The organism is Iodobacter fluviatilis, assembly GCF_900451195.1.
In the GTDB taxonomy this organism is placed as follows: Bacteria; Pseudomonadota; Gammaproteobacteria; order Burkholderiales; family Chitinibacteraceae; genus Iodobacter; species Iodobacter fluviatilis.
Map to the genome: position 1 here is coordinate 2,406,006 of NZ_UGHR01000001.1, position 25,957 is coordinate 2,431,962.

Genomic DNA, 25,957 nt, shown 5'->3' on the forward strand with positions numbered 1-25,957 from the left:
TGCAACGACTTGTTATGCATTACAAACCTCCGGCAGCTTCTATGAAGCTGCCAGTGACGAATGAAGATTTTTTAGAGGCAAGCCAAAATATTGCCTCTGCTACTTCTTGAGGTTTACCGCCTCTTTGCAAAGGAATTTTGGATTTTAAACGGTCAACGCGATTGGGCTCACCACCTGATGCATGCATTTCTGTGTAAATAAGACCGGGACGTACGGCATTCACTCTAATTCCTTCTGCGGCAACTTCTAAAGCCAAACCTCTGGTTAGTGTGTCAATTGCACCTTTTGAAGCAGCGTAATCAATATACTCATTTGGAGAACCACTTTTAGACGCACCTGAAGATACATTAACAATTACACCGCCAACGCCACCGTTTTTGGTTGACATGCGTTTAATTGCTTCTTTACTACAAAGAAAGCAACTCATGATATTTACTCGAAGCACCTCAGTAAAACGCTCCTCTGAGATTTCAACTAATGAGCATTGATTTTTTAAAATGGCTGCATTATTTACTAAAACCGAAACTGCTCCAAACTCTGAATCTACTGTTTCGAATAACCTAGCAACTTCACTAGAAATAGGCACGTCTGCTTTTACAGAAATGCAACGACCGCCCTTTTGCAGAATTTCATTTTTCACATTTTCCGCCGCAGCGTCATTCGAAATATAGTTGATGCAAACCGCGTAACCATTTTCAGCGAATAACTTTGCAGCTTCAGCACCAATACCCCTGCTTGAACCTGTAATTATTGCAATCTTTTTGGAGTTCATTTATTTACCCTGCATAACGTCAAACACAGCAGCTGGCCTACGCTGCAATTGGATAAAAAAGCCGCACGTTCCGGCCAGTCAGCTTGAATGCCATGTTAAGCGTATTGCCGCTACAAAATAAATAAAACCCCGTTTTTCGTAGCAAACCATAAAACTAAATAAGAAAGTCACGAAAGCGGAGCAAACGAATTAAAAGCGTATTAATAAAGAGCGTAAATAGAAAGCTGAAAAACGGAACAAAAATATCAAAATGATTGCGACACAAGCTGCTACTACATCGCGCCAACTAAAAACAAAACAATGGGCAGGTGTGCCTAATGTTGAAATTAACAGGCGGGCGATAGCCCGTCCCGGTTGAATGAAGAGTTAGGCGCTTGCTTCATGGAATGCTAAGGTCAACTACCATTTTTTGCACTTGAATATGTGGATGACTGTCCAGATATTCAAATTTCTTAATAAAACAAAACCCCATACTTTCGTACAAAATTTTTGCAGGAGCATTCTCTGGTGAAACGGAGAGAACTACACTGCTTTTGCCCATTTCTTTTGCATGGCCTAGTACGACCTCGACTAGTTTTTTAGCGATGCCAAGACTTCGATTGTTTGGCGAAACCCACATTGCAATCAGATTATATTCATCATTGTTAATGACCCCACCAATCATACCAATTGCCTCAGAATCATTCCAAGCAATAAAGTATGAGGGAGGCGTTCTGCAAGCGGCGCGATCTTGCCATTGAGCGTCGGTTGATTCAGCCATACTAGAATAAGAAAGCCCAAATGCTGTAGGCGATTCCTTCAGGGATTCAAGGCGTAGTTCCTTCAGTGCTTTCCAATCTACTTCTTCGGTTTTTTTTATGAGAGTGTTCATAAATTATCGATTGTTATCATGCGCCTAACGTAGAGCTAACCGGCGCTGCGCGGCTTTATGGCGCAGCGTCCAGCGACCGAAGGGAGCGAGGTTGAGCGCCGGGTTATGCATTTTTGTCTTTGTTTAGAGTTGGCAATGCCTTGCCAACCCTCTCGAAAACTGACGCGACTTTTTCAAGTGCCGTAACATCAAGCTGGTTTTCTTCAGGCTTAGAGAATGCATTTGCCCCTGCGATGTTCCAATGCTCGAAAGCCTCTTTGATTTGCGTCCATTCAGCCGCTGCGCCATAAGACTCTAGGTAGAACTTTCCGAAGTTGATCGCATGGCGTCGATCAGCGTTCTTAAGTGCTTCGCGCATATATGAACTGCTAAAGAGGAAGGCGTACTTGGCTAAAGCCGCAAAAAGTGCAACAGCAATCAATCCTTTAAAGACGGAGAAAGTAATGAACTCCCATGTCACCGGGTTGGGAATTGCAGTAAAACTTGCAACGGTCACATAACTAAAGAAGCCCAAGCCTCCCACGAGAGAAGCTGCGCCAATTCCGCTCCAAATCTTAGATATTTGATGGAATTGAGTTTCCTTCTTGTCGAGCGTATCAAGGGCATCGGCTACGTAGTCTTTGGATTTGAGTTCAATTTTCTTTCGGCTCTCCTCGTTGTAACGTTCCTTCTCCAGTTTGAGTTCCTGTAGCGCTTGTTGTAATTCGGCTTCACGGCTTGCTAATTGATGCTCAAGCCTAGACTTGAGCTCCACAGTCTCATGCTGTCGAAGCATTAAGTGTTCTTCAAATTCTCTTTGCCGCTCAAAGAGCTTCTTTTCGCGGTCGGCAAAAAACTTTTCTCGTGCTTCTAGCTCCTTCTGAATTTCCTTTTCACGAGCAAGTTGCTCGTGCTTGAGGCGTGCCCGGTACTCATCCAACTGCTTTTCTTGCAGTTGAATCAATTCTCGATACTCAAGCAGCTCCCTCTCGCGAGCTTCAATCCGATTCATGTCGTCTGAAGAAAACAAAAAACCCTTTTTGCGGCCTTCTTCCATTCTGTCCTGCATATCAAGAGGCTCCTAAGTATTGGGCATAACGTTGAAGGTAAGGGGCTGGCTGGAAGTGGGCGAAGCCCGCTGTAAGCCAGTCCCGCTTGACCGCAGTGTTAGGCCTGTTGCTCACGCGACACAAACCTCAAGGGATCTTGCACTAGCGACCATTGTGGAAGATAGACTCGCCCAAATGGTGGAGATTGGAGCATGACGCCAGGCTCTTCAACATTGGTCGCCTTCATTTCTTCTGGTGTGGTGACGATGAACTTGACCGTCCCCAGAGTGCGGCCATTCTCAAGGAGCACGGAATCTCCAATCATGATTTCTGAGCCGTCTTGATATTTAAACATTTGCGTATTCACCGAAGGCCTAACGTTGAAAGTAACCGGCACCAGAGCGCAGCGGAGGGAACCAAACTGCGTAGCAGTTTGGTGTCCGGTTGACTGCATTGTTAGGTGCCATTTTGGGTTGGGTTCCAGCGGATGACGCAGAGGTCTTCTTCAATGTCACGGCTAATGAGAACCTTCGCCAAGAGATTCGGATGTTCGCCAGAGGCGACAGCAATACCAACCGTGACTTCGTAGTGAAAGTCGTTGTCGGGGAGAAACCCGACGATTGGCTCCCAGCCATCCGACGGGTAGCGCCCGGCTACAAATAGGCTAGACCCTGTGGCCAATTTCATCTCAGCGAGACGCTCGGTCGACAGCGAGTTCTCGGCTTGATCGTAGACACGTGTCTCAGCCATTCGCATGACCGTTTTAATGCCGTGTCGCTTTGATCGATCGCGCATGGTTCGATGGCTCCTAACGTTTGAATTAAGCGGGCGGCCGTTGATGTAGCATCCAAGAAAGCCGCCGATTCTCGGCTAGTCCGCTTGAATGATGGGTTAGTCATCCACGTCTTGAGAAATACGAATCAGCTTCACTTTTTCATCCTCGCCGTCGAGATAAACAACGCCCGTAACAAGTCTGTCGGCTGCTAGAGCTGCTGCAATTCGTTCTGCAAAGTGGCAACCTTGTTCAGAAAGGCGGAGCGAATACACTACAACGTCTAGCCATTCACTAGATAATTGGCGGTGCGAACCCAATGATTTCATATCAAGTTGAAGATCACCATCGTCGCCAGTGACCTTTAGTCCAAGAAGGAGAATATCTTTGTCCTGTTCCTTGCTTTTGCCTATAGCCAGCATGTCGTTGTTGTACTCACCACCGTAACGACCAGGAAGAACTTCAAACCCATCGTTTTCAACTGTGGAAACGAAGATAGAAGATCGTTTTATTGCGTATTCTGAGTATTCATGCAGTGCGTACTTTGATACTTTTTCCATTTTGAATCCTTTGCTACTTGGTAAATTTTCGTCACAAGAATGATTTTGCGAACTCTAACGTAGAGCTAACCGACGCTGCGCGGCTGTATCGCGCAGCGTCCAGCGACTGAAAGGAGCGAGGTTGAGCGCCGAGTTAGGCCTTAACGCCTATTTCAAGATGACTGCCATAAACCTGAATCGCAGCCTCAAGCGTCTGTGCAACTCGTTCGACTTGCTGAAGCTGTGGAGACAAATCGGCGGCTGTGTTTGAGCAGAAAAGATCAAGGTGCCAACGTAATGTGTGGCCGATCTGAACTTGACCGGCTACCTCTGGCGGGAGCGCAAAGGGGCGAAGTTGGATGGATAGTCCGGCGCGTGCTTGGTCACGTATGAACCAAGCAAGAAACTCAATTGTTTGCCAAGAGCTGTCGGATGGACTTACCTCAAACTCGACCTGAATTAGAGCTTCGGCATCAAGGCCGCCAAGTGTGCGTCGGATGGCACCAATTGGTAACGTTGCAAAATCAGGAAAACGTAGATCGTCTGCCGAGATACCCTGAAGGCTTTGAATTCCACTCGATATTCCTGTAACACCCGGCAGACACAGTAATGCTGAATGAAGGCGTTGAAGTTGTGGTGGGTAGGACATATAGATGCCTAACGCAGAGCTAAGGGGCAGACACAAGCGGCGCATAAAATGCGAAGCATGCGCCGATTGGGGCTGTCCAGTGGCGAAGCCACGACCTTGAGCGACTTGTTATGTTTTACCATGAACCGACCTCTTTTCTGTTTTCTCTCACTAATTCTTCAGTATTGCTGAAAATTGAATACTTTGCATTACTAGCGATTCTACGATTTAGACTGGCGACAATATTTTTTTCAATGTCACCGCTTAAATTTCGCCATTTTTCAGATTCACAAATTATTAATGCATATTTTGGCGATACCGGAAAATATAAATCTAGTGATTCAACAGGATTTCCACCTACAATGGCATCGACTTCAGGGTGAATATTTATCACCGGACAATCTCCTGTTATAAATGCATAATCTTGTGGGCTTTTTACCAAAGATAAATTGTCGCGATTTCTTGACTCATACAGAGACCAACCTATGTTGGTACCGAGTATATAGCTAACTAACCACCAATTTTTTTCTGTAAGATCGCGATAAAATTCATTGTTACTCGATGAAGCAGAAAAAAATCTCTCTTTAATTGCTTTAGTTCTCATTATTTGATGGCCTAAATATGAATACAGCCCTATAGCATTTTTTATATCATTGATAACAGAAATATTTCCCACGGATAGGCCTTCAATTGATTTTTCAGCTCCGCGCTCAACCCCGCAATACATGTCTTCTAAACAATTGTGCCTGATAGCATTTTCAGCCATTTCAAGAAATTCACTTTTTTCTTTTTCTTCTTCAATTATTTTCAATACATTTGAGGCATATAAAAACTTACTTATTGTTTTATTATGAAATTCTTGAAGATGATCAGGGCATTTTTTTACCCAAGAATTTATATAAGCTAAGTCATTTTTATTAAGAGTACTAATTTTATAAAAACCTTCTTCTCTACACATTCCTGTTGGACTATCTTTTGAAATTTTATTCTTCTTTGTCAGGTAATATACATTACCTTCCACCGTCCAGTTTTGGAGATATTTTCTCCAAACATAATGATTTTTCTTTTTTGCCTGAAGATATTTTTTCATGCTAGCTCATTAAAACATAACGTCAAAATTAAGCAGCTGGCCTACGCTGCAATTGGATAAAAAAGCCGCACGTTCCGGCCAGTCTGCTTGAATGCCATGTTAGGCGTATTACCACTGCACAAAAAATAATGCCCAAGTTTTTCGTAATTAAACAGAAATACGAAAAAAGAAAGCCATTAAAAATAGAACCGACGAATTGTAGCGTGTTAATACGTTACTAGAAAAGAAAGCTGAAAAACAGAATGAAAATATTAATGCGATTGCAACATAAGCTGCCGCTACAGTGCGCCAGCTAAAAAATAGAACAATGGGCAGGGGGGCCTAACGTAGAAGTGAGCGGCCTGCGCGGCTTCTCGCGCAGGTCCGCTCGGCTGCCGGGTTGGGCGTAACCACGGTTGTGTTACGCGAAGTACTTCTTGATGCACTCATACTCTGCGTTGCCTGAAACGATTAGGGATTCCTCGAATGATTCTGCGAGTATCTCGTGGAAGACATCATGGTTGGAAACAACGAAATGCCGACCTCTAGGCTTAAGCGGTGAGTTGGCATATGTGTAGGCGTTGTGAGCTTCAATGGGCCATTTTAAATCGGTCAGTTCGACGAGAAAGCTATCTCCCGGGTTGCTTGGGTATATCCCTATCGCAGGACTGCAATCAGTACTGGCGCTGCGAACACATCTTGCACCTTCAAACTTTAGCTTGACGAATGAAGGCATCGTTTGCTCACCTTCGGCAAGCAGAAAGACTGAACATTCCTGGCTTGAGTAGATAAGAACAGCGTCTTCGATATGGTCATGCTGATATTGCAGAGTAATTGCGATTCCAGATTTCATCTGTCGTTCCGTCCCGTTGTAAAGATGAATCCACTCAACCAGCGGCACGTTCCACGATTGACGCCCAACAAGATGTAGACACCCTAAAACAGCAGATAAACCACCGTCCTTGGTGTATAAAACGCTGAGCCCAGTGAAATGCCTTGCAGGGCTTAGCCTGATGTATTTTATGCCGATATACTACACCCGATTGAGCGGAGATTTCCACCATGTCCGTGCTGTTGAATCAGGTTCGCGATCGATTGCGTACATTGCACTATAGTTTGCGTACCGAGCAGGTTTATCTGGATTGGATTAAGCGTTATATCCGGCACCATCAGCTGCGTCATCCGCAGGAAATGGGGCAAAGTGAGATTGAGGCTTTCTTAACCCACTTGGCAGTCAATAGGCAGGTGTCCGCATCAACGCAGAATCAGGCCAAGTCCGCGCTGCTGTTTCTTTATCGTGAGGTACTGCATATTGATTTGCCATGGCTGAAAGACGTGGTCAGCGCGAAAGCTAGCCAGCGCCTGCCTGTGGTGCTAACGCCGAAGGAGGTGCAGCAAATTCTGGTAGAGCTGGATGGGGTTTGGTCGCTGGTGGGGCGGCTATTGTATGGCACAGGGATGCGGCTGTTAGAGGGCTTGCGGTTACGGGTGAAGGATGTTGATTTTGCTCGGCAAGAAATTGTGGTGCGCTCGGGCAAGGGGGATAAAGACCGTGTGACCATGTTGCCCGCGAATATCGTCACAGCATTGCAAGCACAAATGGCTGATGCAAAAGCATTGCATGAGGGCGATTTGGCGCAGGGCTGGGGCGAGGTTTACCTGCCGTTTGCCCTCGCACAAAAATATCCGAATGCCAATCGGGAGTGGGCCTGGCAATATATTTTTCCTTCAGCCCAGCGCAGTGCGGATCCGCGCTCTGGGCTGATCCGGCGGCATCATTTGGATGAAAAGGGCATGCAGCGTGCGATGAAACAGGCGCTGCAGGTAGCGGGCATTGCCAAGCTGGCGACGCCTCATACATTGCGCCACTCTTTTGCCACCCATTTATTAGAGGCGGGCTACGATATTCGTACTGTGCAGGCGCTGCTTGGGCATAGCGATGTACGTACCACCATGATTTACACCCATGTTTTAAATCGGGGTGGCATGGGGGTGCAAAGCCCCTTGGATCGGTATGGCGTTTCTTAAGGGGTATTCAGTAATTAAAGAGCGGCTTTTAATCCCGTTAAAGAAAAATTTACAGGTCGTTGATGAGCAAGATTCAGAAAATATAGGATTGGAGTAGGTTTTTGTGTTGAATGCTATGGGGCGGTCAAGAAAAAGGCGGGGTAATGATAAGAAGGTGTGGCCTCAATATCATTAATCCGCCTTGCCACCATTAAAGGTGCTGGTTTTACATTATCCGCACCTGTGGTTTTAATGAAACCCACAGGTGTGGCTTTCATGTCATCAGCAGGTGTGGCTTTAATATAATCAGCAGGTGTGCTGACCGCCATTGATGGCGATATTTGCACCGGTCATAAAGCCGGATAAGTCAGAAGCAAGGTAGCTGACTAAGCCTGCAATCTCTTCCGGTGTACCAAGACGATTAACCGGGATGCCGGCAATAATTTTATTACGCACGTCTTCAGGAACAGCCATTACCATGTCGGTAGCGATATAGCCCGGAGAGATGGTATTAACTGTAACGCCTTTTTTTGCAACTTCTTGCGCTAAAGCCATACTAAACCCATGTACACCGGCTTTTGCTGCGGAGTAATTGGTTTGGCCAAACTGGCCTTTTTGGCCGTTAATGGAAGAAATGTTAATCACACGGCCCCAGTTACGCTCGACCATGGCATCAATAAACTGCTTGGATACATTAAACAGCGAATTAAGATTAGTGCTGATCACGCTTTCCCAATCCAGCTTGCCCATGCGTTTGAATGTAGCGTCACGGGTAATCCCTGCGTTGTTTACTAATACATCAACAGGGCCGATTTCTTCATTGATTTTTTCAGCCATGCGAACGCAGGCGTCATAATCAGTGACATCACACTCATAAGCGCTAAAAAGATAGCCCGATGCTTTCATGTCTGCCAGCCATTGCAGCTCTCTGCCTGCCTTAGAGTAGGTCGCTACAACATTAAAGCCGCTATCTGCGAGTGCTTTGCAAATAGCAGAACCGATACCACCCATGCCACCAGTGACGAGTGCGATTTTTTTCATAGACTCTCCCTTTCTTTGCTTGTGTGAATGTTTATGTAGAAGCCGTTAAAAATCTTACATTGTTTGTATGTATAAGCAAAGCATGTTTTGGTGTAAGGTAGGTGTGAATTTTATGACTTGTTTTTTCTCGCCATAAAAACAAGGTTGTGTTGCATAAGTATTTGTATTTTATGAATTTTGCATTAATCATTATTGGGTGTGATTTTTCTTTGAATGTTTAGCTTTATTTTAATCGCTTAATGTATTTGCAAGTTTAATTGTTGGTAATTGAAATTTATTGGCGCAATATTGCGCGGCTCATATGCAAAAGGATGGCTACTGTGTCGGTTGGGGTGATCTTAATTACGGGATGTTCAAGTGGAATAGGCTATGTAACGGCTCATGGATTAAAGGCCGCGGGGTGGCGTGTTTTTGCAACAGCCCGGGCCGATGCAGATGTGGAGCAGCTTAAGACTGAGGGTTTTGAGGCGCTGCAGCTTGATGTGGCTGATTCGGCTTCAATACAAAGTGCTGTTGCGGCGCTGCTTAAAAAAACGGGTGGGCGTATTGATGCCTTATTCAATAACGCGGGTTTTGGTGTGCCGGGCGCGGTGGAAGACCTTAGTAGGGAGGCGATGCGCCATCAGTTTGAAACCAATGTATTTGGTGCCATTGAGTTGACAAATGCCGTTTTGCCTCTGATGCGTCAGCAGGGCCACGGGCGCATTATATTTAATGGATCAGTGCTTGGCTTTGCAGCTATGCCTTACCGTGGTGCTTATAACGCGAGTAAATTTGCATTAGAAGGATTTGCAGATACGCTGCGGCAAGAAATGATGGGGAGTCATATTCATACTGTGCTTTTGCAGCCCGGCCCGATTACCAGCCGCTTCAGGGCCAATGCGCAGCAGCAATTTATGCGCTGGATTAGTGCAGATAAAAGCTTTCATCAGCCTTCATACCTAGCAATGCAGGCGCGTCTGGCGAAGGTGGGGCCTGTAGCTCCGTTTACTTTACCGGCCGAAGCGGTGCTGGCTGTTGTGATAAAGGCACTGAGTGCGCGCCGCCCGTCTGCTCGCTATCAAATAACTACGCCAACAAAAGTGTTCTGGCTGCTTAAAAAAATCTTACCCGGGCGTTTGCTGGATTATATTTTATTAAAAGCATCGGGTGATGAGCCCGGATGTAGTTACGGGCGCTTGTAAATGCCATGTGATTTCTACACTTGATTTTTAATTTTTAACGCCAAAAAGTATGTTTTCGGTGCGGAAACGGCGTTTTTACTGGGTTTGATCGCGAGTCAACCCCATTTGGAGCAAATAATGAGTCTTTTTTTTGGTGGACGCACAAAGTCAGGCGCTTGTCGAGAATTGAGCCGCCTCTCCCTATCGGGTAAAATAGCGAATTCCAACCTGCTATTCATGCCATGACCAAGTTTATTTTCGTAACCGGTGGTGTTGTTTCCTCACTGGGTAAGGGCATCGCCGCTGCGTCGCTGGCTGCTATTCTTGAATCACGTGGACTTAAAGTCACGATGATGAAGCTCGATCCGTATATCAACGTTGATCCGGGCACAATGAGCCCATTTCAGCACGGCGAAGTTTTCGTAACCGAAGACGGCGCAGAAACCGATCTGGATCTCGGCCACTATGAGCGTTTTATTCGCTCTAAGATGCGTAAATCTAATAATTTCACGACCGGACAAATCTATGAATCCGTGATCACTAAGGAGCGCCGTGGCGACTACCTAGGTGGCACGGTGCAAGTTATTCCGCATATCACCGACGAAATCAAAATGAAGGTGAAAGAAGGCGCGGGCGAAGTTGATGTGGCGATTGTAGAAATCGGCGGTACTGTTGGTGATATCGAATCACTGCCATTTCTTGAAGCTATTCGTCAGATGCGCTCTAACCTTGGTCGCAAAAACACACTTTATGTTCATTTGTCGTATGTGCCTTATCTGGCGACTGCTGGCGAAATCAAGACTAAGCCAACTCAGCACAGCGTAAGAGAATTGCGTCAGATCGGTATTCAGCCTGATATCTTGCTGTGCCGTATGGACCGAGAGCTGCCAGATGAAGAACGCCGTAAGCTGGCGCTGTTCTGTAATGTTGAAGAAAACGCCGTGATTGCCTGCTACGACGCAGGTAGCATCTATCAAGTGCCGGGCATGCTGCATGCCCAGGGTATTGATGATATTGCGTGCGAACTACTGCAAATTGATGCACCTAAGGCTGATTTATCTGCTTGGGATAAGATTGTTTACGGCTTAAACAACCCTACACGCACCGTTAATATTGCGATGGTAGGTAAGTATGTTGATCTGACAGAGTCTTACAAATCCTTGTCTGAAGCGCTGATTCATGCCGGTGTACATACTACAAGTAAAGTTCAGATTCATTATATGGATTCTGAAGAGCTTGAAAAAAATGGCACCGACAGCCTGAAAAATATGGATGCCATTCTGGTGCCGGGCGGCTTTGGTAAGCGCGGCGTGGAAGGCAAAATTCTTGCTGTTAAATATGCGCGTGAAAACAATGTGCCTTACCTCGGCATTTGTCTGGGTATGCAAATTGCGCTGATCGAATACGCTCGTGATGTAGCCGGCATGAAAGGCGCCAACTCAACTGAATTCGATTTAGATACCGAATTCCCGGTTGTCGCTCTGATTAATGAGTGGGTAAACCACGACGGCAAGATTGAAACACGCGATGCAAATTCTAACTTGGGCGGCACGATGCGTCTGGGTGCACAAGAGTGCCGTTTGGGTGAAGATTCGTTGGCTGCTCGTGTATATGGCGCATCAACGATTACCGAGCGCCATCGTCACCGCTATGAAGTAAACAACTATTACCTGCCACGCTTAGAAGCGGCTGGCCTGACCATTAGTGGTAAATCGACAGGTGCAGAGCAATTGGTTGAAACCATTGAATTAAATGGTCATCGCTGGTTCTTTGCTTGTCAGTTCCACCCTGAATTCACGTCTACACCGCGTGATGGTCACCCGCTGTTTACTTCCTATATCGAAGCGGCATTGTCGTACGCCAAAGAGCAGGGTCGTGAAGGTCTGAGCTGCTAAAACCGTGAGGGGTAGGTGTGAGGGGCCAGGAGGAACTCCCTCTCACCTTACACCTTACTCCTCACTCCTCACGGAGCGAAAAATGAAATTATGTGGCTTTGAAGTCGGTATCGATCAACCTTTCTTTTTGATCGCCGGCACCTGTGTGATTGAAAGCGAGCAAATGGCGCTGGATACAGCAGGTCAATTAAAAGAAATGACCGATGCATTGGGCATTCCTTTTATCTATAAATCCAGTTTTGATAAAGCAAATCGCAGCTCTGGCAAATCATTCCGCGGCTTAGGGATTGATGAAGGTCTGCGCATTTTGTCTGAAGTTAAAAAACAGATTGGCGTTCCAGTAATTACCGATGTGCATACTGAAGCCGAAGCGCCGATTGTGGCCAGCGTGGTCGATGTATTGCAAACCCCAGCCTTTTTGGCACGCCAGACTGATTTTATTCACGCAGTGTGCGCCACAGGCAAGCCGGTTAATATCAAAAAGGGCCAGTTTATGGCGCCTGGCGATATGGTCAATGTGATTAATAAGGCGCGCGATGCAAACGGCGGGCTGGATAATCTGATGGTCTGCGAGCGCGGTGCATCATTTGGCTATAACACACTGGTCAGTGATATGCGTGGTTTAGCGATTATGCGTGAAACCGGCTGCCCGATTGTGTTTGATGCAACTCACTCGGTACAACAGCCAGGTGGGCAGGGCGATCGCTCGGGTGGTCAGCGTGAATTTGTGCCGGTATTGGCGCGTGCAGCGGTGGCGGCAGGGATTTCCGGATTATTTATGGAAACGCATCCAGATCCATCTAAAGCACTTTCGGACGGCCCGAATGCATGGCCTTTAGCCAGAATGAAAGAGCTACTGATTGTACTTAAAGACATTGATCGTGCAGTAAAAGGGCATGCTTTTATTGAGCACAGCTTGTAATACCAAGCTCCGGTGGTGAATATATCCACCACTGGAACGAATGAAATATTTGCTGATCGTACTCAAAGACAATCAATGTGCAGTTAAGGCACACTTGCTCATTGAACACTCGCTGTCATATTAAGTGTGTAATTTAGTGTCGGAGTCATCCGGCAAGCCAGTCTTCAGACCAACTCTCCATATAGGTGTTTGAAATATGAGCGCAATTGTTGAAGTCATCGCCCGCGAAATTCTTGATTCACGCGGCAATCCAACTGTAGAAGCCGATGTATTGCTGGAATCCGGCGTAATGGGTCGTGCTGCAGTGCCGTCTGGCGCATCCACAGGTGAGCGCGAAGCGCTTGAGCTGCGTGATGGTGACAAAGCCCGTTACTTGGGTAAGGGTGTATTGAAAGCGGTTGAAAACATCAATACCGAAATCTGTGAAGCCATCATTGGTCTGGATGCGGCTGATCAGGCGTTTATCGACAAAACCATGATTGATTTAGATGGTACTGACGACAAACGTAACTTGGGTGCAAATGCAATCCTGGCGGTATCGATGGCGGTTGCTAAGGCGGCTGCTGAAGAAGCAGGCCTGCCACTGTATCGTTATATCGGTGGCTCAGGCCCGATGAGCCTGCCTGTACCAATGATGAATGTGGTAAACGGCGGTGAGCACGCATCTAATAGCCTGGATTTCCAAGAGCTGATGATTGTGCCGGTTGGCGCGCCTACATTCCGTGAAGCGCTTCGTTACGGCGCTGAAGTATTCCACAACCTGAAAAAAATCCTGCACGACAAGGGTATGCCTACCCAAGTGGGCGATGAAGGTGGCTTTGCTCCGGACGTAGCTAATGCTGAAGAAGCACTAGAAATGATTATGTCTGCTATTGAAAAAGCAGGCTACAAAGCCGGTACCGATTTCTGCATCGCGCTGGATTGCGCGGCTTCTGAGTTCTTTGATAAAGAAACAGGCAAGTATGTTTACAAGAAGAGCGATAAGCGTGCGCTGACTTCCGAAGAGCAAGTGGATTACTTGGAAAGCTTGGTTAACAAGTTCCCAATTATCTCGATCGAAGATGGTATGGGCGAGCGTGACTGGGCAGGCTGGAAAGTGCTGACTGATCGCTTGGGCAAACGTGTACAAATCGTCGGCGATGATTTGTTTGTGACCAACACCAAGATTCTGGCTGAAGGGATTCGCTTAGGCGTTTGTAACTCTATCCTGATCAAGGTCAACCAAATTGGCTCGCTGTCCGAAACACTGGCTGCAGTTGATCTGGCTAAGCGCAATGGCTACACCTCTGTGATGAGCCATCGCTCAGGCGAAACCGAAGATGCAACGATTGCAGATTTGGCTGTTGCAACTAACTGCATGCAAATCAAAACGGGCTCATTAAGCCGTTCTGACCGTATTGCCAAATACAATCAATTGATTCGTATTGAAGAAGAATTGGGTGAAGCAGCGGTATACCCAGGTATTGGGGCTTTTTACCAAATCAATAAATAATTACTAGAGTTAGAGTAATATACCGAACCGGGGCCATCAGGCTCCGGTTTTCTTCTATATAGAATGAACTATGCGCCTGCTTGCTATTATCTTTTCTATTATGATTGCTGCCTTGCAATGGCCTCTTTGGGTTGGCAAGGGTAGCTGGTTGCGTGTTTGGCAACTTGATCATCAATTGGTAGAAAAAAAACAACATAATGAAAAATTAAAAGAGCGCAATGATGCCTTAGATGCAGATGTGCGTGATTTAAAAACGGGCTCGGATGCGATTGAGGAACGGGGTCGCAATGAGCTGGGCATGATTCGGCAGGATGAAGTATTTTTTCAGGTGCTGGATAAAGATCACCCCGCCTTAACTGCTACAACCCCTTCTCCAACCGCTCGGTAAAACATCCGTTACACTTTCTTTTCTTATGGTTAAATTATTAACTGTAATGGCTTCACTCAGGTATAGTGAAACAAAAAGGGGGTGTATATGACAGAGGTTCCCGTTGCAAGGCGCAAGGCAGACACATTGTATTTTCAATTGGCTGGGGAAATTGCCCATGCAATTGCGTCAGGTGTTTTGCAGGCCGGGGAGAAACTCCCATCTATCCGCAAGTTGTCATCACAAAGACAGGTGAGCCTGTCCACCGTCATGGAAGCCTACCGTGAGCTTGAAGATCGCGCTTTAATCGAGGTGCGCCCTCAGTCCGGTTTTTATGTACGCAATAAACCCAGCGTTTTAATTGCCCCCGAATTAACGCAGCCGCCGCAATCTCCAAGCGATGTGGTCATTGATCCTATGTGGCTGCCCGCTACTTTAGCGCGCCTGCACGATATTAAAATTGATTTTGGCTTTGCTATTTTGGCCCCCGCTTTATTTCCCAACCAGCAATTGCAACGCTTACTGGCGCAAGTGACCCGGCAAGACCCTGATTTAATTGCAGATTACGGCCGTCCGGCTGGGGACGTGGAATTGCGCCGCCAAATTGCACGTCGTGCTTTAAATTGGGGCGGGCAATTTGAGGCAGATGAAATACTGATTACTCAGGGTGCAATTGAAGCGCTTAATTTATGTTTAAGGGCAGTGACGCAGCCTGGTGATGTGGTGGCTATTGAGTCGCCTTCCTATTTTGGTTTACTGCAAATTCTGGAAAGTTTTCAATTAAAAGCATTAGAAATTCCGACGCATCCACAAACTGGTATTTCTATCGAGGCTTTGGAATTTGCCACGCGTAATGGTGAAGTTAAAGCCTGCGTATTATTGCCTAATTTCTCTAATCCATTGGGCAGCTTAATGCCTGATGAAAATAAAAGAAGACTGGTTGAATTGCTAGCAGAGCGGCATATTCCACTTATTGAAGACGATTTATACGGCGAGTTCTATTACAAGGGCGAGCGCCCGCGACCAGCAAAAGCCTTTGATAAAGAAGGTAATGTGATGCTGATTTCGTCTTTCACTAAAACTGTTGCACCAGGATTCAGAATTGGCTGGGTAGTGGCGGGAAAATACCACCAGAAAATAGAGCAGCTAAAGTTTATTAATACATTTTCTAATGCCATGCCACTGCAAAGAACAATTGCCCGGTTTTTAGAAAGCGGGGGCTACGATCATCATTTGCGCCGCTTGCGCAGGGCCTGTCATGAGCAAGTGGGGCATGCAGTTGCGGCCATTGAGCGTGCATTTCCTGCGGATACGCGCCTCTATGTACCACAAGGCGGCTATGTATTTTGGGTGGAGCTGAATGCTGCAGTGAATACACTGCAGCTTTTGCAGCAGGCACTGAAAGAGGGGATCAGCTTTACTCCAGGCTCTTTGTTTTCCCCAAGTCACAGCTACGGGCATTGCTTAAGGATTTGCTGCAACGAAACCTGGAGTAACCGGCATGAGCGGGCCATTGAGCGACTTGGTGAGTTGATACAGCTGCAAATTGGCCAGCCCCTACCATGAGACACTCACCACCTTACCCTCTGCGGCCTTGTCTTCTTGATCTCTAAGTACCACCTGGCAGCTTTGGGGTGAATCAGGTTGTGTTTCTTCGCAGCCATCTGAATAGCTTAAGATGCAAGGTGGATTGCTGTGTGATTCATCCACCAGAATGACATTCATTTTTGTGCCGCAAAAGGCGTTGATTGCTTGTTGCAAGCCAAGAATATCGTTGATATCGGCAAGTGCAAAAGGGTGGATAAGGCTTAAGCCAAGCAGTGCTGAATAAAAATGTTTGCGCATGATCAAACTCCTACTCTGTATTTGCAGAATAGAGCGCAAAGCTGACGTGTAAGGGCTGAATGGGGCTAAATCCGCCGAACGGATACATCCGGTAACGTTTGATAACAATAAGTAAAAATTGAGTTCTTTTTGTCTTCTTTCGTCAGATAACTTGTTGCTTATTGCTTGCTCTGGCGGTATTTTCGTAATATGAACCGTGCCGGATCGATGGCTTGCTGTAAGTCGACCTCGATCGGAGCGGGGTCCTGATTAAGCTGACAGGCAAGCGTCTCTGCCGCAATCAGGGCCCAGCTTAGCCCTCGTGATCCAAGCCCTAATAAGCAATAGGCGTTGTTTAATCTGGGTATTTGATGAAGCTGGTGTATCGCCCCACGAATATTCTGCGGGTCTGGCAGGGCGCCGGCAAGTGGTAGACGATCTAGGCTATTTGGGCGGTAGCAGGCACGACTACCCGCACTCTGGCTGGATAGAAAGGCAGGCAGCAAGGATTGCAGCTCAGAAAGATTGCATTGCTCAGCAAGCGCTAAATCATCATCTTTAACTTCGGCAGCACCAATGCAGCGATAGCCCTGAAAAGCGGGGGTGATGTAGCCCGAGCCAGTAAGGCTGTGCCGTGGTGTTGCAGAGGCGGGAATCAGCGTCGTGCTGCGTAAAGTTTTACTCAGCGGCAATTCCAGCTCAGGGAAGAGTGCCAGTGCTTCGGTGGCATTGGCAACAATCAGAACTGGTGCCGCTGCCAAAATTTGGCCATTCCGATCCTGTGCCTGCCATTCTCCGGCTATTTGTATCAGCTGTGCTACATGGCTATTGCAGCGCAGCTGTATCTGCGCTGGCCACTGTGCCAGATTGGCGTGGCATACGCTGGCAGGGTTGGCCCAGCCCCCCTTGGGGAACCACCAGCCGCCATGGTTCGGGCGCTCGCCCAGCAAGGCGGTGGCGTCATCTTGTGTGATCCAGCTTAATACCTCTGTAGGTAAGCCACGGGCTATTTCCTGCATCAGCAGGGCTTGCGTATCGTCTTTGGCAATTTGCAAAATGCCATCAATGCCAAAGAAAACATCCAGCCCTGCGTTTTTTAATTGCGTCAGATGTTCTTGGGTTTCTATACAGCCTGCACGGCTTAAACGGGCTGGGATATTGTCATCACGGCTGGCGCTGGGGTGAAATAAGCCCGCGTGGTTGCCCGATGATTGTGTGGCGATTTCGTTTTGTGCTTCTAGGATGTCGATTTTCCAGCCCCGAGCCGCCAGCCGCGTAGCAATACTGGTTCCTGCAAGGCCCGCGCCAATAATCATGGCGTGGTGAGGGTGCTTTGGCGTTTTATCAAAGGGCGGGCGCGTGCACAGACCCGCTTGATAGTCGCACCCATCTTGCAGCAGATAGCCTGCGCTTTTTAAATGCGCCTCTCCGGATTTTTCGTGGGTGACCACGCGCGTGTCCATACCCGATAAGCGCCAAAGGGCTTTGTAGTGCGCGGCACTCAGATCGGGCGAGTTGATGTCGGCCGCATCCAGAGTGGCGTTCAGACTGCGAAGCTGGGCCAGTGGCTCGCCCCACATCAGCGTAAGAATCAGCGCGCCGTCTTCTAAATGAATTCGCTGAAAGCCACGCGGTAAAGCGGGCCATTTGCTGACTAATTCATCATGTAAAGCGGCCAGCTCCGGCAGCGGGCAGGCCGCCAGGCTGGCTGCATTAATCATGGCAAAGTAATAAAAGCGCTGGCTGCGCTTTGGGTCTTGCCGCCACGCCTGCCATGCCTGCAAAAAGCCCTCACCATCTGCAAAATCAAATTGCAGCATGACAAAGCGGTCTTTATTTTGCCAGCGGTCTGGCAATTGATGGCGGGCTAAAAAAGGGTGAAGTACAGGCATCAGGCTTTAAGCGCCTCAATGCGCTGATGTTTATCCATAAAGCGTTTGAGTGCGATCACAAACACCGCACCCACCATCAGCAGGGCAGTAGCAAAAAAGCGGTTGCCTGCCAGTAAGTGTCCCGCCTTGATGCCTTCAATACCCAGCGAGTAAACGCCCATAGTGATCATGCCAAAAGCGGCAGCAACCGTGCCCTTGCTAACGCTACTGGAAAACAGTACCAGCCTGAATAAGCCGGCATTCACAAGCCCGCAGCCAAAAGCGTAAAAGCTGATGCCAATCACTAAGGATATATAGTGACTAGGCGCGATAATCATACTAACAAAGCAAAAACCCAGCCCAAAAAGCTGTGGAATCAAACCAAGGCCAATCATGCGCCGCACAGGCAAATAATTGCTTAATTTAGCCAGAGTGAAATTGCCAATGATCAAAGCGCCGAAAACGGGCATTTGCCAATAGCCAAATTCAATAGGGGAAAGGCCAGCGTCTTTAATCAGGATAACCGGTGAAATGCCAATCCAAGTCAGCAAGGGGACGCTGCATAAACCCATCGCTAATGCACCGGTTAAAAAATGCGTATTGCTAAATACTTTTTTGTAATCTTGCCAGACCGCATTTAAAGTAAACGGCGTATTAGCCTTGGCAGGGGTCACCGTTGGCATGGCGTGCCAAAGGCCAACAAAAGCGACAAAAGACACGGCCGCAATTAAAACAAAAATCATCCGCCACGGCGCAAATTCAATCATGATTGCGCCCGCAAGAGGGCCAAGCAAAGGGGCAATCATTGCCACATTGGCCATCAGTGCGGTTACTTTAATGGCCGTTTTTTCGTCGAAGGATTCCTGCACCAGCGCGTAACCCACTGCGCCAATAAAACACATGCCTACGCCCTGAAAAACTCGCAGCACAATAAATTGTTCAATCGTGCGTGTCAGTAGGGTGAGTAAGCACATGCAAATAAAAAACATCACCCCAGTTAACATCACCGGCCTACGGCCTATCCGGTCGGATAGCGGGCCCAGCAGCCATTGCAATGAGGCTCCGCCGACCAGATAAGCCGTCATCGAGGTGGGTATCCACTGTGGCCCTGCGTTAAATTCGTGCGTCACCGCCAGCATGCCCGGCAAAATCATATCGTTGGCGATATAGGTAGAGAATTCAAATAATACTAATGCCAGCGGCAAAAGCAGGGTACGCCAGGTAAGTTGCGTAATAAGGGCGGGAGATGCGGGCATGAAATGTAAGCAGGGCGATGATTAACCAAGCATTTTGTCGTGTTTGGCATAATTTAGATAGGGAAGGATTGCCAGCCGCTTAATTATTTTCTGCGGCTGAGGCTTGCTCTGCCGCTTGTTTCAGTACGACGCCCTCTACTTGCTTGGCTTTTTCTAAAGCTTCGCGTTGTGGCTCGGCAATTTTATGTGGCGCTGGGCTAGGGCCGCAGGCGCTCAGAGTAATGACAAGAGGGATAATGAAAAGTGATTTCATGATAGACCTGTTTTGTAAGGGAATTTCGAAGTAAACCCAAATCCTTGAGCACAGAGAATACGGAGTTTTATGGAGGAAGCCTTATTTTACTTTGTTTCCCCGCGTACCTCCGAGCTTTCCGATGTTTAAGATTTGGGTTTGCCTTGCATAGTATCTGTTGTTAATCGTAAGCCTTCTGAATGCACTGCAGGTATTCGCTTACCGTTTGCGTATATCCCAGCTCCAGTGCATCAGCAATAAAGGCGTGGCCGATCGAGACTTCTTGTACACCGGGTACTGCCCGCAGAAAACGGGTTAAATTGTCACGGTTTAAATCATGCCCAGCATTGATCCCCAGCCCTAGGCCCAGAGCCGCCTCTGCGGTGGCTGTAAAGCCTGCTAAAACCTGCTCTTCTGTCTCTGTGCCGTAAGCATTGGCGTAGGTTTCGGTGTAAAGCTCGATACGATCAGCACCCAGCTCTGCTACAAAGGGCATTGCCGCAGGGCTAGGGTCCATAAAGAGGCTGACGCGCACGCCCAGCGCTTTGCATTCTGCGATCAGTGGGCGTAAACGATCCATGTCGGCGGGTAAGTTCCAACCTGTGTTCGAGGTGAATTGCGCTTCGCTGTCGGGCACAAAGGTGGCCTGATGGGGGCGGTATTCACGGATAAAATCCATCAGGTTTTGAGTAGGGTTGCCTTCAATATTGTATTCGGCCTGCGGCCAGCTTTTAAGTAAGGCGGCCAGATCACTGACATCATTGCTGCGAATATGACGAGCATCGGGGCGGGGATGAACGGTAATACCCTGAGCACCAGCAGCAAGGCAAATTTGCGCAGCTTTCGCCACACTAGGGATACCCAAGTGGCGGGTATTGCGTAGCAGCGCTACTTTGTTAACATTGACAGAGAGGGCGCAGGGATGAATTGACGTTGTCATGGTGATGTGTTTTCTTTTAATAAGACAGCAAGTGGCGCATGACGCTAGAAAGAGGGCTGAACAATCATGTCATGGCGGATCAAAAGCCCAAGCTCTTTCGTTTTTGTAAGGATGCAAGAAGGGGATTCTGCCTCAAGCTCGCCCAAAGAGCCATAGCCCCAGAGTACACCACAGGCATTTAAACCATTGATATGCGCGGCTTGCAAATCAACGGCACGATCGCCAATCATCAGTGTTTGCCGGCTGATCGACTGGCTGGCGAGCAAAGATTCAATCTGCTGCCATTTATGGATGCCAATATCACCACCGCTGATAAAATCAAAGTAATCGCTGATGCCAAATAGGTTCAGAATTTTATCGGCGAAATCGGCACGTTTAGAGGTGCAAATTCCCATGGGGATATTCTGTGTCCTCAGCATTTGCAGTGCTTCTACGATACCTGGGTAGAGCGTGTTTTCTGAATAACCCACTTCGGCGTAGCGTTCGCGGTATTTGGCGACCAGCGCAGCAATTTCTGCATCATCATTCACACCTGTAATGAGTTTGAAGGATACATCCAAGGGCGGGCCAATATACTGCGCCAGCGATGCCCCGGCTTGCTGCGGATACCCCCGTGATTCAAGTGCGTAATTAATCGAACGTGAAATCCCAGTAAATGGATCACTGATTGTGCCGTCTAAATCAAATAAAAGCTGAGCCATGCGTATCCATAATGTGATTTAAAGGGGGTTTGCCATAAAGACCAGCTCCCAGATATGCCCGTCTAAATCCTGAAAGCCATGTGCGTACATAAAACCATGATCCTGCGGGTCGTTATAGGTAGCGCCACCTGCGGCTACTGCTTTGGTCACTATTTCATCGACTTCTTTGTGGCTATCGCACGACAGGCACAGTAGCATCTCGGTGTGGGTATGCGCATTACAAAGGGGCTTGGGCGTAAAGGTTTGAAATCTGGTTTCGTTTAACAGCATGACAAAAATATCATCCGAAACAATCATACAGCTGGCACTGCTGTCAGAATACTGAGGGTTGAAACTAAAACCCAGCGATTGGAAAAAACCAAGGGATGCTTCGAGGTTTTTTACAGGCAGATTAACGAAAATTTTGCGGCTCATGGCTACACCCTCAGAATAGGATTTCAGCGAGGCAGATTCCGTGCGCTGTATTCAAAGACGCCAAAGCGCCCAATCCAGTGTAGTGAGCGCTGAGCTAAATCGCTACTGAACCGCATCTATTTGTTAATCTTAAGGTAAGAATGTGTAAGCCGCTGGATGCTTGTCTTATTTTTTAAGGGGCTCGCACCAGCAATCGCCACTTTTGGCAGAGCAAACACGTATCTCATTTGCGCAAGGCAGCGGGTTTTCTATCCAAGTTTCTGGCTTTTTAGCGTTACGGCTGCTGAGCAGGCCTTTAATGATTTCTTCATCGACTGCAGCACCTGCCTGCATCAGCGGCTCCTGGTAGAGCGGCGTATTACGATGATCATCCAGCTGCTTGCCCGCAACTGCACCCAAGAGGGTGCAGCCACAAAGCGGGGCAATCAAAAACAAACTGCACAGAAATTTATTGGGCATAAATATTTAGCGGGAATGGTAATGCAACAATCTTACGTTAATCAAAAGAAATATGCTGTTGCAATAAGTGTGGATTGTTATTTATCCGTAATTGAAATCCAGATTTCAATCTCGCCCATCCCTGTATCCCAGTTAAACGCTGCATCATAAATTTCAAAATCTGGTTTATGCGCGGATTGATAAGCAGAGTGCGGCAGCCATTCATTGCAAATCGCCCCCCAAATTGCGCCCAACTGTGCAAGGGGGCCACTGTGATTAAAAACGGCATATTGCTGACTGGAAATCCGCATTCGTCCCATATCAGCCGGTAAGTCCTGTAATGATGCGACCTCAGCACAGCACATGTATTCAAAGCCATGCACCGGATCATGCCCGCACATAACACCATAAATATTTGAGCCTTGCTGGCCCGCAAGGGGCAAAAGCAAGTGAAATCGCTGCCATTGCTCAGGCTGGCTTTTGATCGATTCAGCAAAGCCATGCTGATGCCTTAAGCCAGCCAGCAGCATGGGGTGGCCCAGTTCAAACCGTATGGGTTGTATAAAGTTCAAAGTGTCATCCTAGACAAGTGATCAGTGCGTCCGTGTTTGCAGAAGTTCAGGTCTATGAAAACCACTGCTGCAATTTTTGCGCGGCCTGCTCTTTAATCTCCGCAGTGATATACATGGACACCATGCCAATTGCGGCAGCGAGCGCACCTAAGTCATCGCTGTAGCCTGCAACAGGAATGACATCAGGAACGGCATCTAAAGGCAAAATAAAATAGGCAAGGGCACCAAAAATAATGGTTTTGGCCCAGGTAGGTGTTTCAGGGCGCTGCGCTGCGTAATAAAGCCAGAGTGCTTTTTCTATGACTTCCTTTCCTGCTTTAAGGGCAAACGACTTGAGCTTTTGCCAGAAGTCGTTGTCAGAGTAGTGGTGTGCTGCAGTCATAAAATTCACCCTAGGGTTGATGCTGAGGTATGGATTCTCTGGTGTTTTAGTTGTGATGAAGATGGCTTGATGTTAGTAAATCGACATAAACCACATCAATCAGCTGGCCGGGCCGGATACCTAATTGCTGCATCAGAGCCTCTGCTTCTTGTATTCCTGTTGTCTGGCTTTCATCTTCGCTTAGAACTACTTCCAACTCAAGAAAATCACCTAAGCCTTGAACTTTGTCCAAGTGAATACGGCTGCGGCCCACTTTATAAACAGTACGTTGTTTGATCATGCGACCCGCTTGTCCATAAGCTTCCGCCAGAGTAAGGCGCAGAGCATCAGGCGAGTTTGTTTCTGTGGTTTGAAAGTAAGATTCCTTCGGCCCTGCATGGTTGCTGCGGCGATAAAAAATCAATACGCCACTTGTGGCTGAAAATGAGCGTAATTTTAATCTGCCATTGGGGCAAGGGAAAAAAGTGTCGTCCTGTGTGATTTACTCCGGAGGGGCGTGTGCCAGCGCGGTCACAATAGGAATAAGTGATTCAATACTGTGAATTCGTGCTTTTATTTCTATGTTTCTGGCCATGGGTGGTGCTTTACCTGGTGTTTTTCTGTTGGGCGTAACTCAATCGACAATAAATAATTTAGCTCCAAATACAGTAGAAGAGCGATGTGGCTCAGCCTGATCTGCAACTTGATAGCTCATGCCTGCGCTTAAGATAAAACGGCGGCCATCTTCAAGCTCGGTGTGTAGCTCTCCTTCTAGGCAAAGCAAAATATGGCCTTTGCTGCACCAATGGTCTGCTAAATAGCCTGCGCTGTATTCCACCATACGTACCCGCAGATCGCTAAAATGCTGGGTGCGCCAATAAGCAACGCCTTTTTCGCCGGGGTGCTCGGTGCGTTCAATTACTGACCAGTCGGTGGTGCCAAAAGGGATGTGGGAGATTTTCATTGGGAATGCCCTAGGGTTTGGGTGAGTGTTTATTTTTCTTTTCTTTACGTCGTGGCCAGTCGCAGCCACTCAGGCAATCCATTGCATCGCACATATCTATATCACAGGGTAAATCGCAATATCCTCTCTGAAATTGGGGGTGTCGATATGGGTTTAGGTGTTGCTGATAAGCCTGCCCACAGCGAAACATGCGTTGTCTTAATACCGCAAGCCCTAAAAATGCGCCATGCCTGCGAATTGCACGAAAACCTAATGTGGAGCAACTGGCTCTACCGGTATGGGCGCGATAGGCGCAGCAAAAGCCTTTGTAAGGTGAAATGTACTTTTTATATATTTGAATAAATAACAGCAGAATAAAACGCAAGATAAAGCATCCGGTGGGGTATTGATGATCGATTAAAGAGTGCGCTTGGATGATATCTATTTATTTCAGGCTATTTTGATGTGCTGCTAATAGATAAGCGCTTAAATGCTTTGCTTCAAGATCAGCCGCTTGCTGTATTTTGATATGGCGACGGATTTTGCCTTTACCTTCCAATACGTGATGGGGGTCTTCTAGATCACAGCCTCGGCTAAATTCAAGGCTAATATGGCGGGTATAAGCAAATACGCCACAAAACGGGGCAGTATCAGCAAAGATTAAACCACCATACATAACACGCTCACTGGCTTGGGGAATCAGCGAATAAATCAGTTTTCGAATAGATTGCACCTGCGTATGTAGCTCAGGGTTATTTAGGCAAATGTCGCGGAGTAGCTGCGCTATTTTTTCATCGCTCATGCTGGTCTGCCTTATAGAAAAGGTGAACTTCTGTGCTTGCTGACGATTTTAAACAGACCTTCATTACGGTGTTGATGTTGCCATGTCAAATTGCTTTCATCAAGATTAATTTTGCAAAGCGTAAACGGGTTGATTTCCCTACAATAATGCAATGCCGAGATTGCATCTGCCGCGTTTATAATGAGGCTTATTTAAAAGAGAACAAAATGAGTAATGAACTGAAAATTGAAGATATACAGCTGGGTGAAGGTAAAGAAGCGGTGAGGGGGGCTTTAATTACTACTCAATATCGTGGTTTTTTGGAAGATGGTACGCAGTTTGATTCTTCCTATGATAGGGGGGCGCCGTTTAAATGTGTGATTGGCACCGGGCGCGTGATTAAGGGCTGGGATCAGGGTTTGATGGGGATGAAGGTGGGCGGCAAGCGTAAGCTTTGGGTGCCTGCTCATCTGGCCTATGGCGAGCGGCAAATCGGCGAGCATATCAAGCCAAATTCTAATTTGATTTTTGAATTGGAATTATTAGAAGTGCTGACGCGTGATGAGTAATATGCTTTAAAACAGGCCCCGCTAGCGGCGGGGCCTTGGCTCGCTCAGGCTGGGTTTATAAGGATTTGCCGTCATAGTGATGCACAGGAATGGCGGCCAGATCGATGTCTTCTAGACAACGTAAATTGATCGCGAGTACACGATTACCCTGAGGGTCTGCGCCTTCGCCATAGGGGTGAATACCGCAGTTTGGGCAGAAATGGTGTTTAATCAAGTGCTGATTAAAAGTGTAAGTGCTGAGGGCTTCTTCCGGTGTATGAAGGGTGAATTGATCGCTCGGCACAAACCATAATAAAGAGCCTTTGCGTGAGCAGATTGAGCAATTGCAAGCGAGTGCGCTGTCAATTTTGCCTTCTGCACTGAACGCAATCTGACCACAGTGACAACTGCCTTTATAAACCATGAAATTTCTCCTTAAGGTTTTGGGTATAACGCTGGGGGAAGGTAAATTCAAAATAGCATGTACTTTATAAATCGCAGATCTGTGCA

General features: G+C 47.3%; 33 protein-coding genes. 8 read left to right on the plus strand and 25 right to left on the minus strand.

Annotation, left to right across the window (positions count from 1 at the left end; all coding sequences use genetic code 11):
* Positions 1-19 precede the first annotated feature (19 nt).
* The 9 genes from DYD62_RS10960 to DYD62_RS11000 form a co-directional block, all read right to left on the minus strand.
* On the minus strand, positions 20-772 hold the full coding sequence (locus DYD62_RS10960) for a glucose 1-dehydrogenase (RefSeq protein ID WP_115227370.1): 753 nt from the start codon (positions 770-772) through the stop codon (positions 20-22).
* Positions 773-1,151: 379 nt separating this feature from the next.
* The gene (locus tag DYD62_RS10965; RefSeq protein WP_115227371.1) at positions 1,152-1,643 is read right to left on the minus strand and encodes a GNAT family N-acetyltransferase; all 492 of its coding nucleotides are present in this window, start codon (positions 1,641-1,643) and stop codon (positions 1,152-1,154) included.
* 103 nt (positions 1,644-1,746) lie between these two features.
* Positions 1,747-2,679: a hypothetical protein gene (locus DYD62_RS10970; RefSeq protein ID WP_132038646.1), complete on the minus strand. Its 933-nt coding sequence runs from the start codon at positions 2,677-2,679 to the stop codon at positions 1,747-1,749.
* 110 nt (positions 2,680-2,789) lie between these two features.
* Positions 2,790-3,026: a hypothetical protein gene (locus tag DYD62_RS10975; RefSeq protein WP_132038645.1), complete on the minus strand. Its 237-nt coding sequence runs from the start codon at positions 3,024-3,026 to the stop codon at positions 2,790-2,792.
* A gap of 101 nt (positions 3,027-3,127) precedes the next feature.
* Positions 3,128-3,466, minus strand: coding sequence for a DUF440 family protein (locus DYD62_RS10980; RefSeq protein WP_115227374.1), 339 nt, complete (start codon positions 3,464-3,466; stop codon positions 3,128-3,130).
* A gap of 96 nt (positions 3,467-3,562) precedes the next feature.
* Complete coding sequence (locus DYD62_RS10985; RefSeq protein WP_115227375.1) at positions 3,563-4,003, minus strand: hypothetical protein; 441 nt, start codon at positions 4,001-4,003, stop codon at positions 3,563-3,565.
* Between the two features lie 133 nt (positions 4,004-4,136).
* On the minus strand, positions 4,137-4,631 hold the full coding sequence (locus DYD62_RS10990; RefSeq protein WP_115227376.1) for a hypothetical protein: 495 nt from the start codon (positions 4,629-4,631) through the stop codon (positions 4,137-4,139).
* A 115-nt stretch (positions 4,632-4,746) separates the two neighbouring features.
* A complete protein-coding gene (locus tag DYD62_RS10995; protein WP_115227377.1) occupies positions 4,747-5,700 on the minus strand; it encodes a DUF4238 domain-containing protein in 954 nt (317 codons plus the stop codon).
* Between the two features lie 400 nt (positions 5,701-6,100).
* Complete coding sequence (locus tag DYD62_RS11000) at positions 6,101-6,532, minus strand: hypothetical protein (RefSeq protein ID WP_115227378.1); 432 nt, start codon at positions 6,530-6,532, stop codon at positions 6,101-6,103.
* Positions 6,533-6,741: 209 nt separating this feature from the next.
* Between DYD62_RS11000 and DYD62_RS11005 the strand changes: the two genes are divergently transcribed.
* Positions 6,742-7,707 carry an integron integrase gene (locus DYD62_RS11005; RefSeq protein ID WP_115227379.1) on the plus strand — a complete coding sequence of 322 codons (966 nt, stop codon included), beginning with the start codon at positions 6,742-6,744 and terminating at the stop codon, positions 7,705-7,707.
* Positions 7,708-7,992: 285 nt separating this feature from the next.
* On the opposite strand, the gene phbB is transcribed toward DYD62_RS11005, so the two are convergent.
* Positions 7,993-8,727 (minus strand): acetoacetyl-CoA reductase, encoded by a 735-nt coding sequence (gene phbB / locus DYD62_RS11015; protein ID WP_115227381.1) that lies wholly within the window; start codon positions 8,725-8,727, stop codon positions 7,993-7,995.
* A gap of 311 nt (positions 8,728-9,038) precedes the next feature.
* Here phbB and DYD62_RS11020 point away from each other — a divergent pair, with 311 nt between their 5' ends.
* The 6 genes from DYD62_RS11020 (at position 9,039) to DYD62_RS11045 (ending at position 16,132) form a co-directional block, all read left to right on the plus strand.
* Positions 9,039-9,911 carry an SDR family NAD(P)-dependent oxidoreductase gene (locus DYD62_RS11020; protein ID WP_172476493.1) on the plus strand — a complete coding sequence of 291 codons (873 nt, stop codon included), beginning with the start codon at positions 9,039-9,041 and terminating at the stop codon, positions 9,909-9,911.
* 221 nt (positions 9,912-10,132) lie between these two features.
* Complete coding sequence (pyrG, locus tag DYD62_RS11025; RefSeq protein WP_115227382.1) at positions 10,133-11,785, plus strand: CTP synthase; 1,653 nt, start codon at positions 10,133-10,135, stop codon at positions 11,783-11,785.
* Between the two features lie 82 nt (positions 11,786-11,867).
* Complete coding sequence (kdsA, locus tag DYD62_RS11030) at positions 11,868-12,707, plus strand: 3-deoxy-8-phosphooctulonate synthase (RefSeq protein WP_115227383.1); 840 nt, start codon at positions 11,868-11,870, stop codon at positions 12,705-12,707.
* 196 nt (positions 12,708-12,903) lie between these two features.
* Positions 12,904-14,199 (plus strand): phosphopyruvate hydratase, encoded by a 1,296-nt coding sequence (eno, locus tag DYD62_RS11035; protein WP_115227384.1) that lies wholly within the window; start codon positions 12,904-12,906, stop codon positions 14,197-14,199.
* Positions 14,200-14,269: 70 nt separating this feature from the next.
* On the plus strand, positions 14,270-14,587 hold the full coding sequence (ftsB, locus tag DYD62_RS11040) for a cell division protein FtsB (protein WP_115227385.1): 318 nt from the start codon (positions 14,270-14,272) through the stop codon (positions 14,585-14,587).
* Between the two features lie 87 nt (positions 14,588-14,674).
* Positions 14,675-16,132 (plus strand): aminotransferase-like domain-containing protein, encoded by a 1,458-nt coding sequence (locus DYD62_RS11045; RefSeq protein WP_115227386.1) that lies wholly within the window; start codon positions 14,675-14,677, stop codon positions 16,130-16,132.
* On the opposite strand, the gene DYD62_RS11050 is transcribed toward DYD62_RS11045, so the two are convergent.
* The 14 genes from DYD62_RS11050 to DYD62_RS11110 form a co-directional block, all read right to left on the minus strand.
* Entirely contained in the window at positions 16,124-16,411 is a 288-nt protein-coding gene (locus DYD62_RS11050; protein ID WP_115227387.1) for a hypothetical protein, read from the minus strand. The two genes, DYD62_RS11045 and DYD62_RS11050, sit on opposite strands and share 9 nt — an antisense overlap.
* A 158-nt stretch (positions 16,412-16,569) precedes the next feature.
* Positions 16,570-18,282 (minus strand): FAD-dependent 5-carboxymethylaminomethyl-2-thiouridine(34) oxidoreductase MnmC1, encoded by a 1,713-nt coding sequence (gene mnmC1, locus DYD62_RS11055; protein ID WP_115227388.1) that lies wholly within the window; start codon positions 18,280-18,282, stop codon positions 16,570-16,572.
* Positions 18,282-19,517 carry an MFS transporter gene (locus DYD62_RS11060; protein ID WP_115227389.1) on the minus strand — a complete coding sequence of 412 codons (1,236 nt, stop codon included), beginning with the start codon at positions 19,515-19,517 and terminating at the stop codon, positions 18,282-18,284. The genes mnmC1 and DYD62_RS11060 overlap by 1 nt, the downstream gene beginning before the upstream one ends.
* A 79-nt stretch (positions 19,518-19,596) precedes the next feature.
* Positions 19,597-19,770, minus strand: coding sequence for a hypothetical protein (locus DYD62_RS23615; protein ID WP_165928646.1), 174 nt, complete (start codon positions 19,768-19,770; stop codon positions 19,597-19,599).
* 160 nt (positions 19,771-19,930) lie between these two features.
* Positions 19,931-20,689 carry a pyridoxine 5'-phosphate synthase gene (locus DYD62_RS11065; protein WP_172476494.1) on the minus strand — a complete coding sequence of 253 codons (759 nt, stop codon included), beginning with the start codon at positions 20,687-20,689 and terminating at the stop codon, positions 19,931-19,933.
* Positions 20,690-20,733: 44 nt separating this feature from the next.
* Positions 20,734-21,390, minus strand: a complete 657-nt coding sequence (locus DYD62_RS11070; RefSeq protein ID WP_115227391.1) for an HAD-IA family hydrolase — start codon at positions 21,388-21,390, stop codon at positions 20,734-20,736.
* Between the two features lie 18 nt (positions 21,391-21,408).
* The gene (locus tag DYD62_RS11075) at positions 21,409-21,804 is read right to left on the minus strand and encodes a VOC family protein (RefSeq protein ID WP_115227392.1); all 396 of its coding nucleotides are present in this window, start codon (positions 21,802-21,804) and stop codon (positions 21,409-21,411) included.
* A 165-nt stretch (positions 21,805-21,969) separates the two neighbouring features.
* Entirely contained in the window at positions 21,970-22,263 is a 294-nt protein-coding gene (locus DYD62_RS11080; RefSeq protein ID WP_115227393.1) for a hypothetical protein, read from the minus strand.
* Between the two features lie 77 nt (positions 22,264-22,340).
* Positions 22,341-22,814: a GyrI-like domain-containing protein gene (locus DYD62_RS11085; RefSeq protein WP_207916437.1), complete on the minus strand. Its 474-nt coding sequence runs from the start codon at positions 22,812-22,814 to the stop codon at positions 22,341-22,343.
* 52 nt (positions 22,815-22,866) lie between these two features.
* Positions 22,867-23,196, minus strand: coding sequence for a YkvA family protein (locus DYD62_RS11090; RefSeq protein ID WP_115227395.1), 330 nt, complete (start codon positions 23,194-23,196; stop codon positions 22,867-22,869).
* 46 nt (positions 23,197-23,242) lie between these two features.
* Positions 23,243-23,677, minus strand: a complete 435-nt coding sequence (locus tag DYD62_RS11095) for a class IV adenylate cyclase (protein WP_207916461.1) — start codon at positions 23,675-23,677, stop codon at positions 23,243-23,245.
* 132 nt (positions 23,678-23,809) lie between these two features.
* Positions 23,810-24,139, minus strand: a complete 330-nt coding sequence (locus DYD62_RS11100; protein ID WP_115227396.1) for a DHCW motif cupin fold protein — start codon at positions 24,137-24,139, stop codon at positions 23,810-23,812.
* 10 nt (positions 24,140-24,149) lie between these two features.
* Positions 24,150-24,503 carry a membrane protein insertion efficiency factor YidD gene (gene yidD, locus DYD62_RS24420; RefSeq protein WP_165928645.1) on the minus strand — a complete coding sequence of 118 codons (354 nt, stop codon included), beginning with the start codon at positions 24,501-24,503 and terminating at the stop codon, positions 24,150-24,152.
* Positions 24,504-24,563: 60 nt separating this feature from the next.
* Complete coding sequence (locus DYD62_RS11110) at positions 24,564-24,920, minus strand: DUF1801 domain-containing protein (RefSeq protein WP_115227398.1); 357 nt, start codon at positions 24,918-24,920, stop codon at positions 24,564-24,566.
* Positions 24,921-25,126: 206 nt separating this feature from the next.
* Here DYD62_RS11110 and DYD62_RS11115 point away from each other — a divergent pair, with 206 nt between their 5' ends.
* Complete coding sequence (locus DYD62_RS11115) at positions 25,127-25,468, plus strand: FKBP-type peptidyl-prolyl cis-trans isomerase (RefSeq protein ID WP_115228276.1); 342 nt, start codon at positions 25,127-25,129, stop codon at positions 25,466-25,468.
* A gap of 55 nt (positions 25,469-25,523) precedes the next feature.
* On the opposite strand, the gene DYD62_RS11120 is transcribed toward DYD62_RS11115, so the two are convergent.
* Positions 25,524-25,871, minus strand: coding sequence for a GFA family protein (locus DYD62_RS11120; protein ID WP_115227399.1), 348 nt, complete (start codon positions 25,869-25,871; stop codon positions 25,524-25,526).
* Positions 25,872-25,957 lie beyond the last annotated feature (86 nt).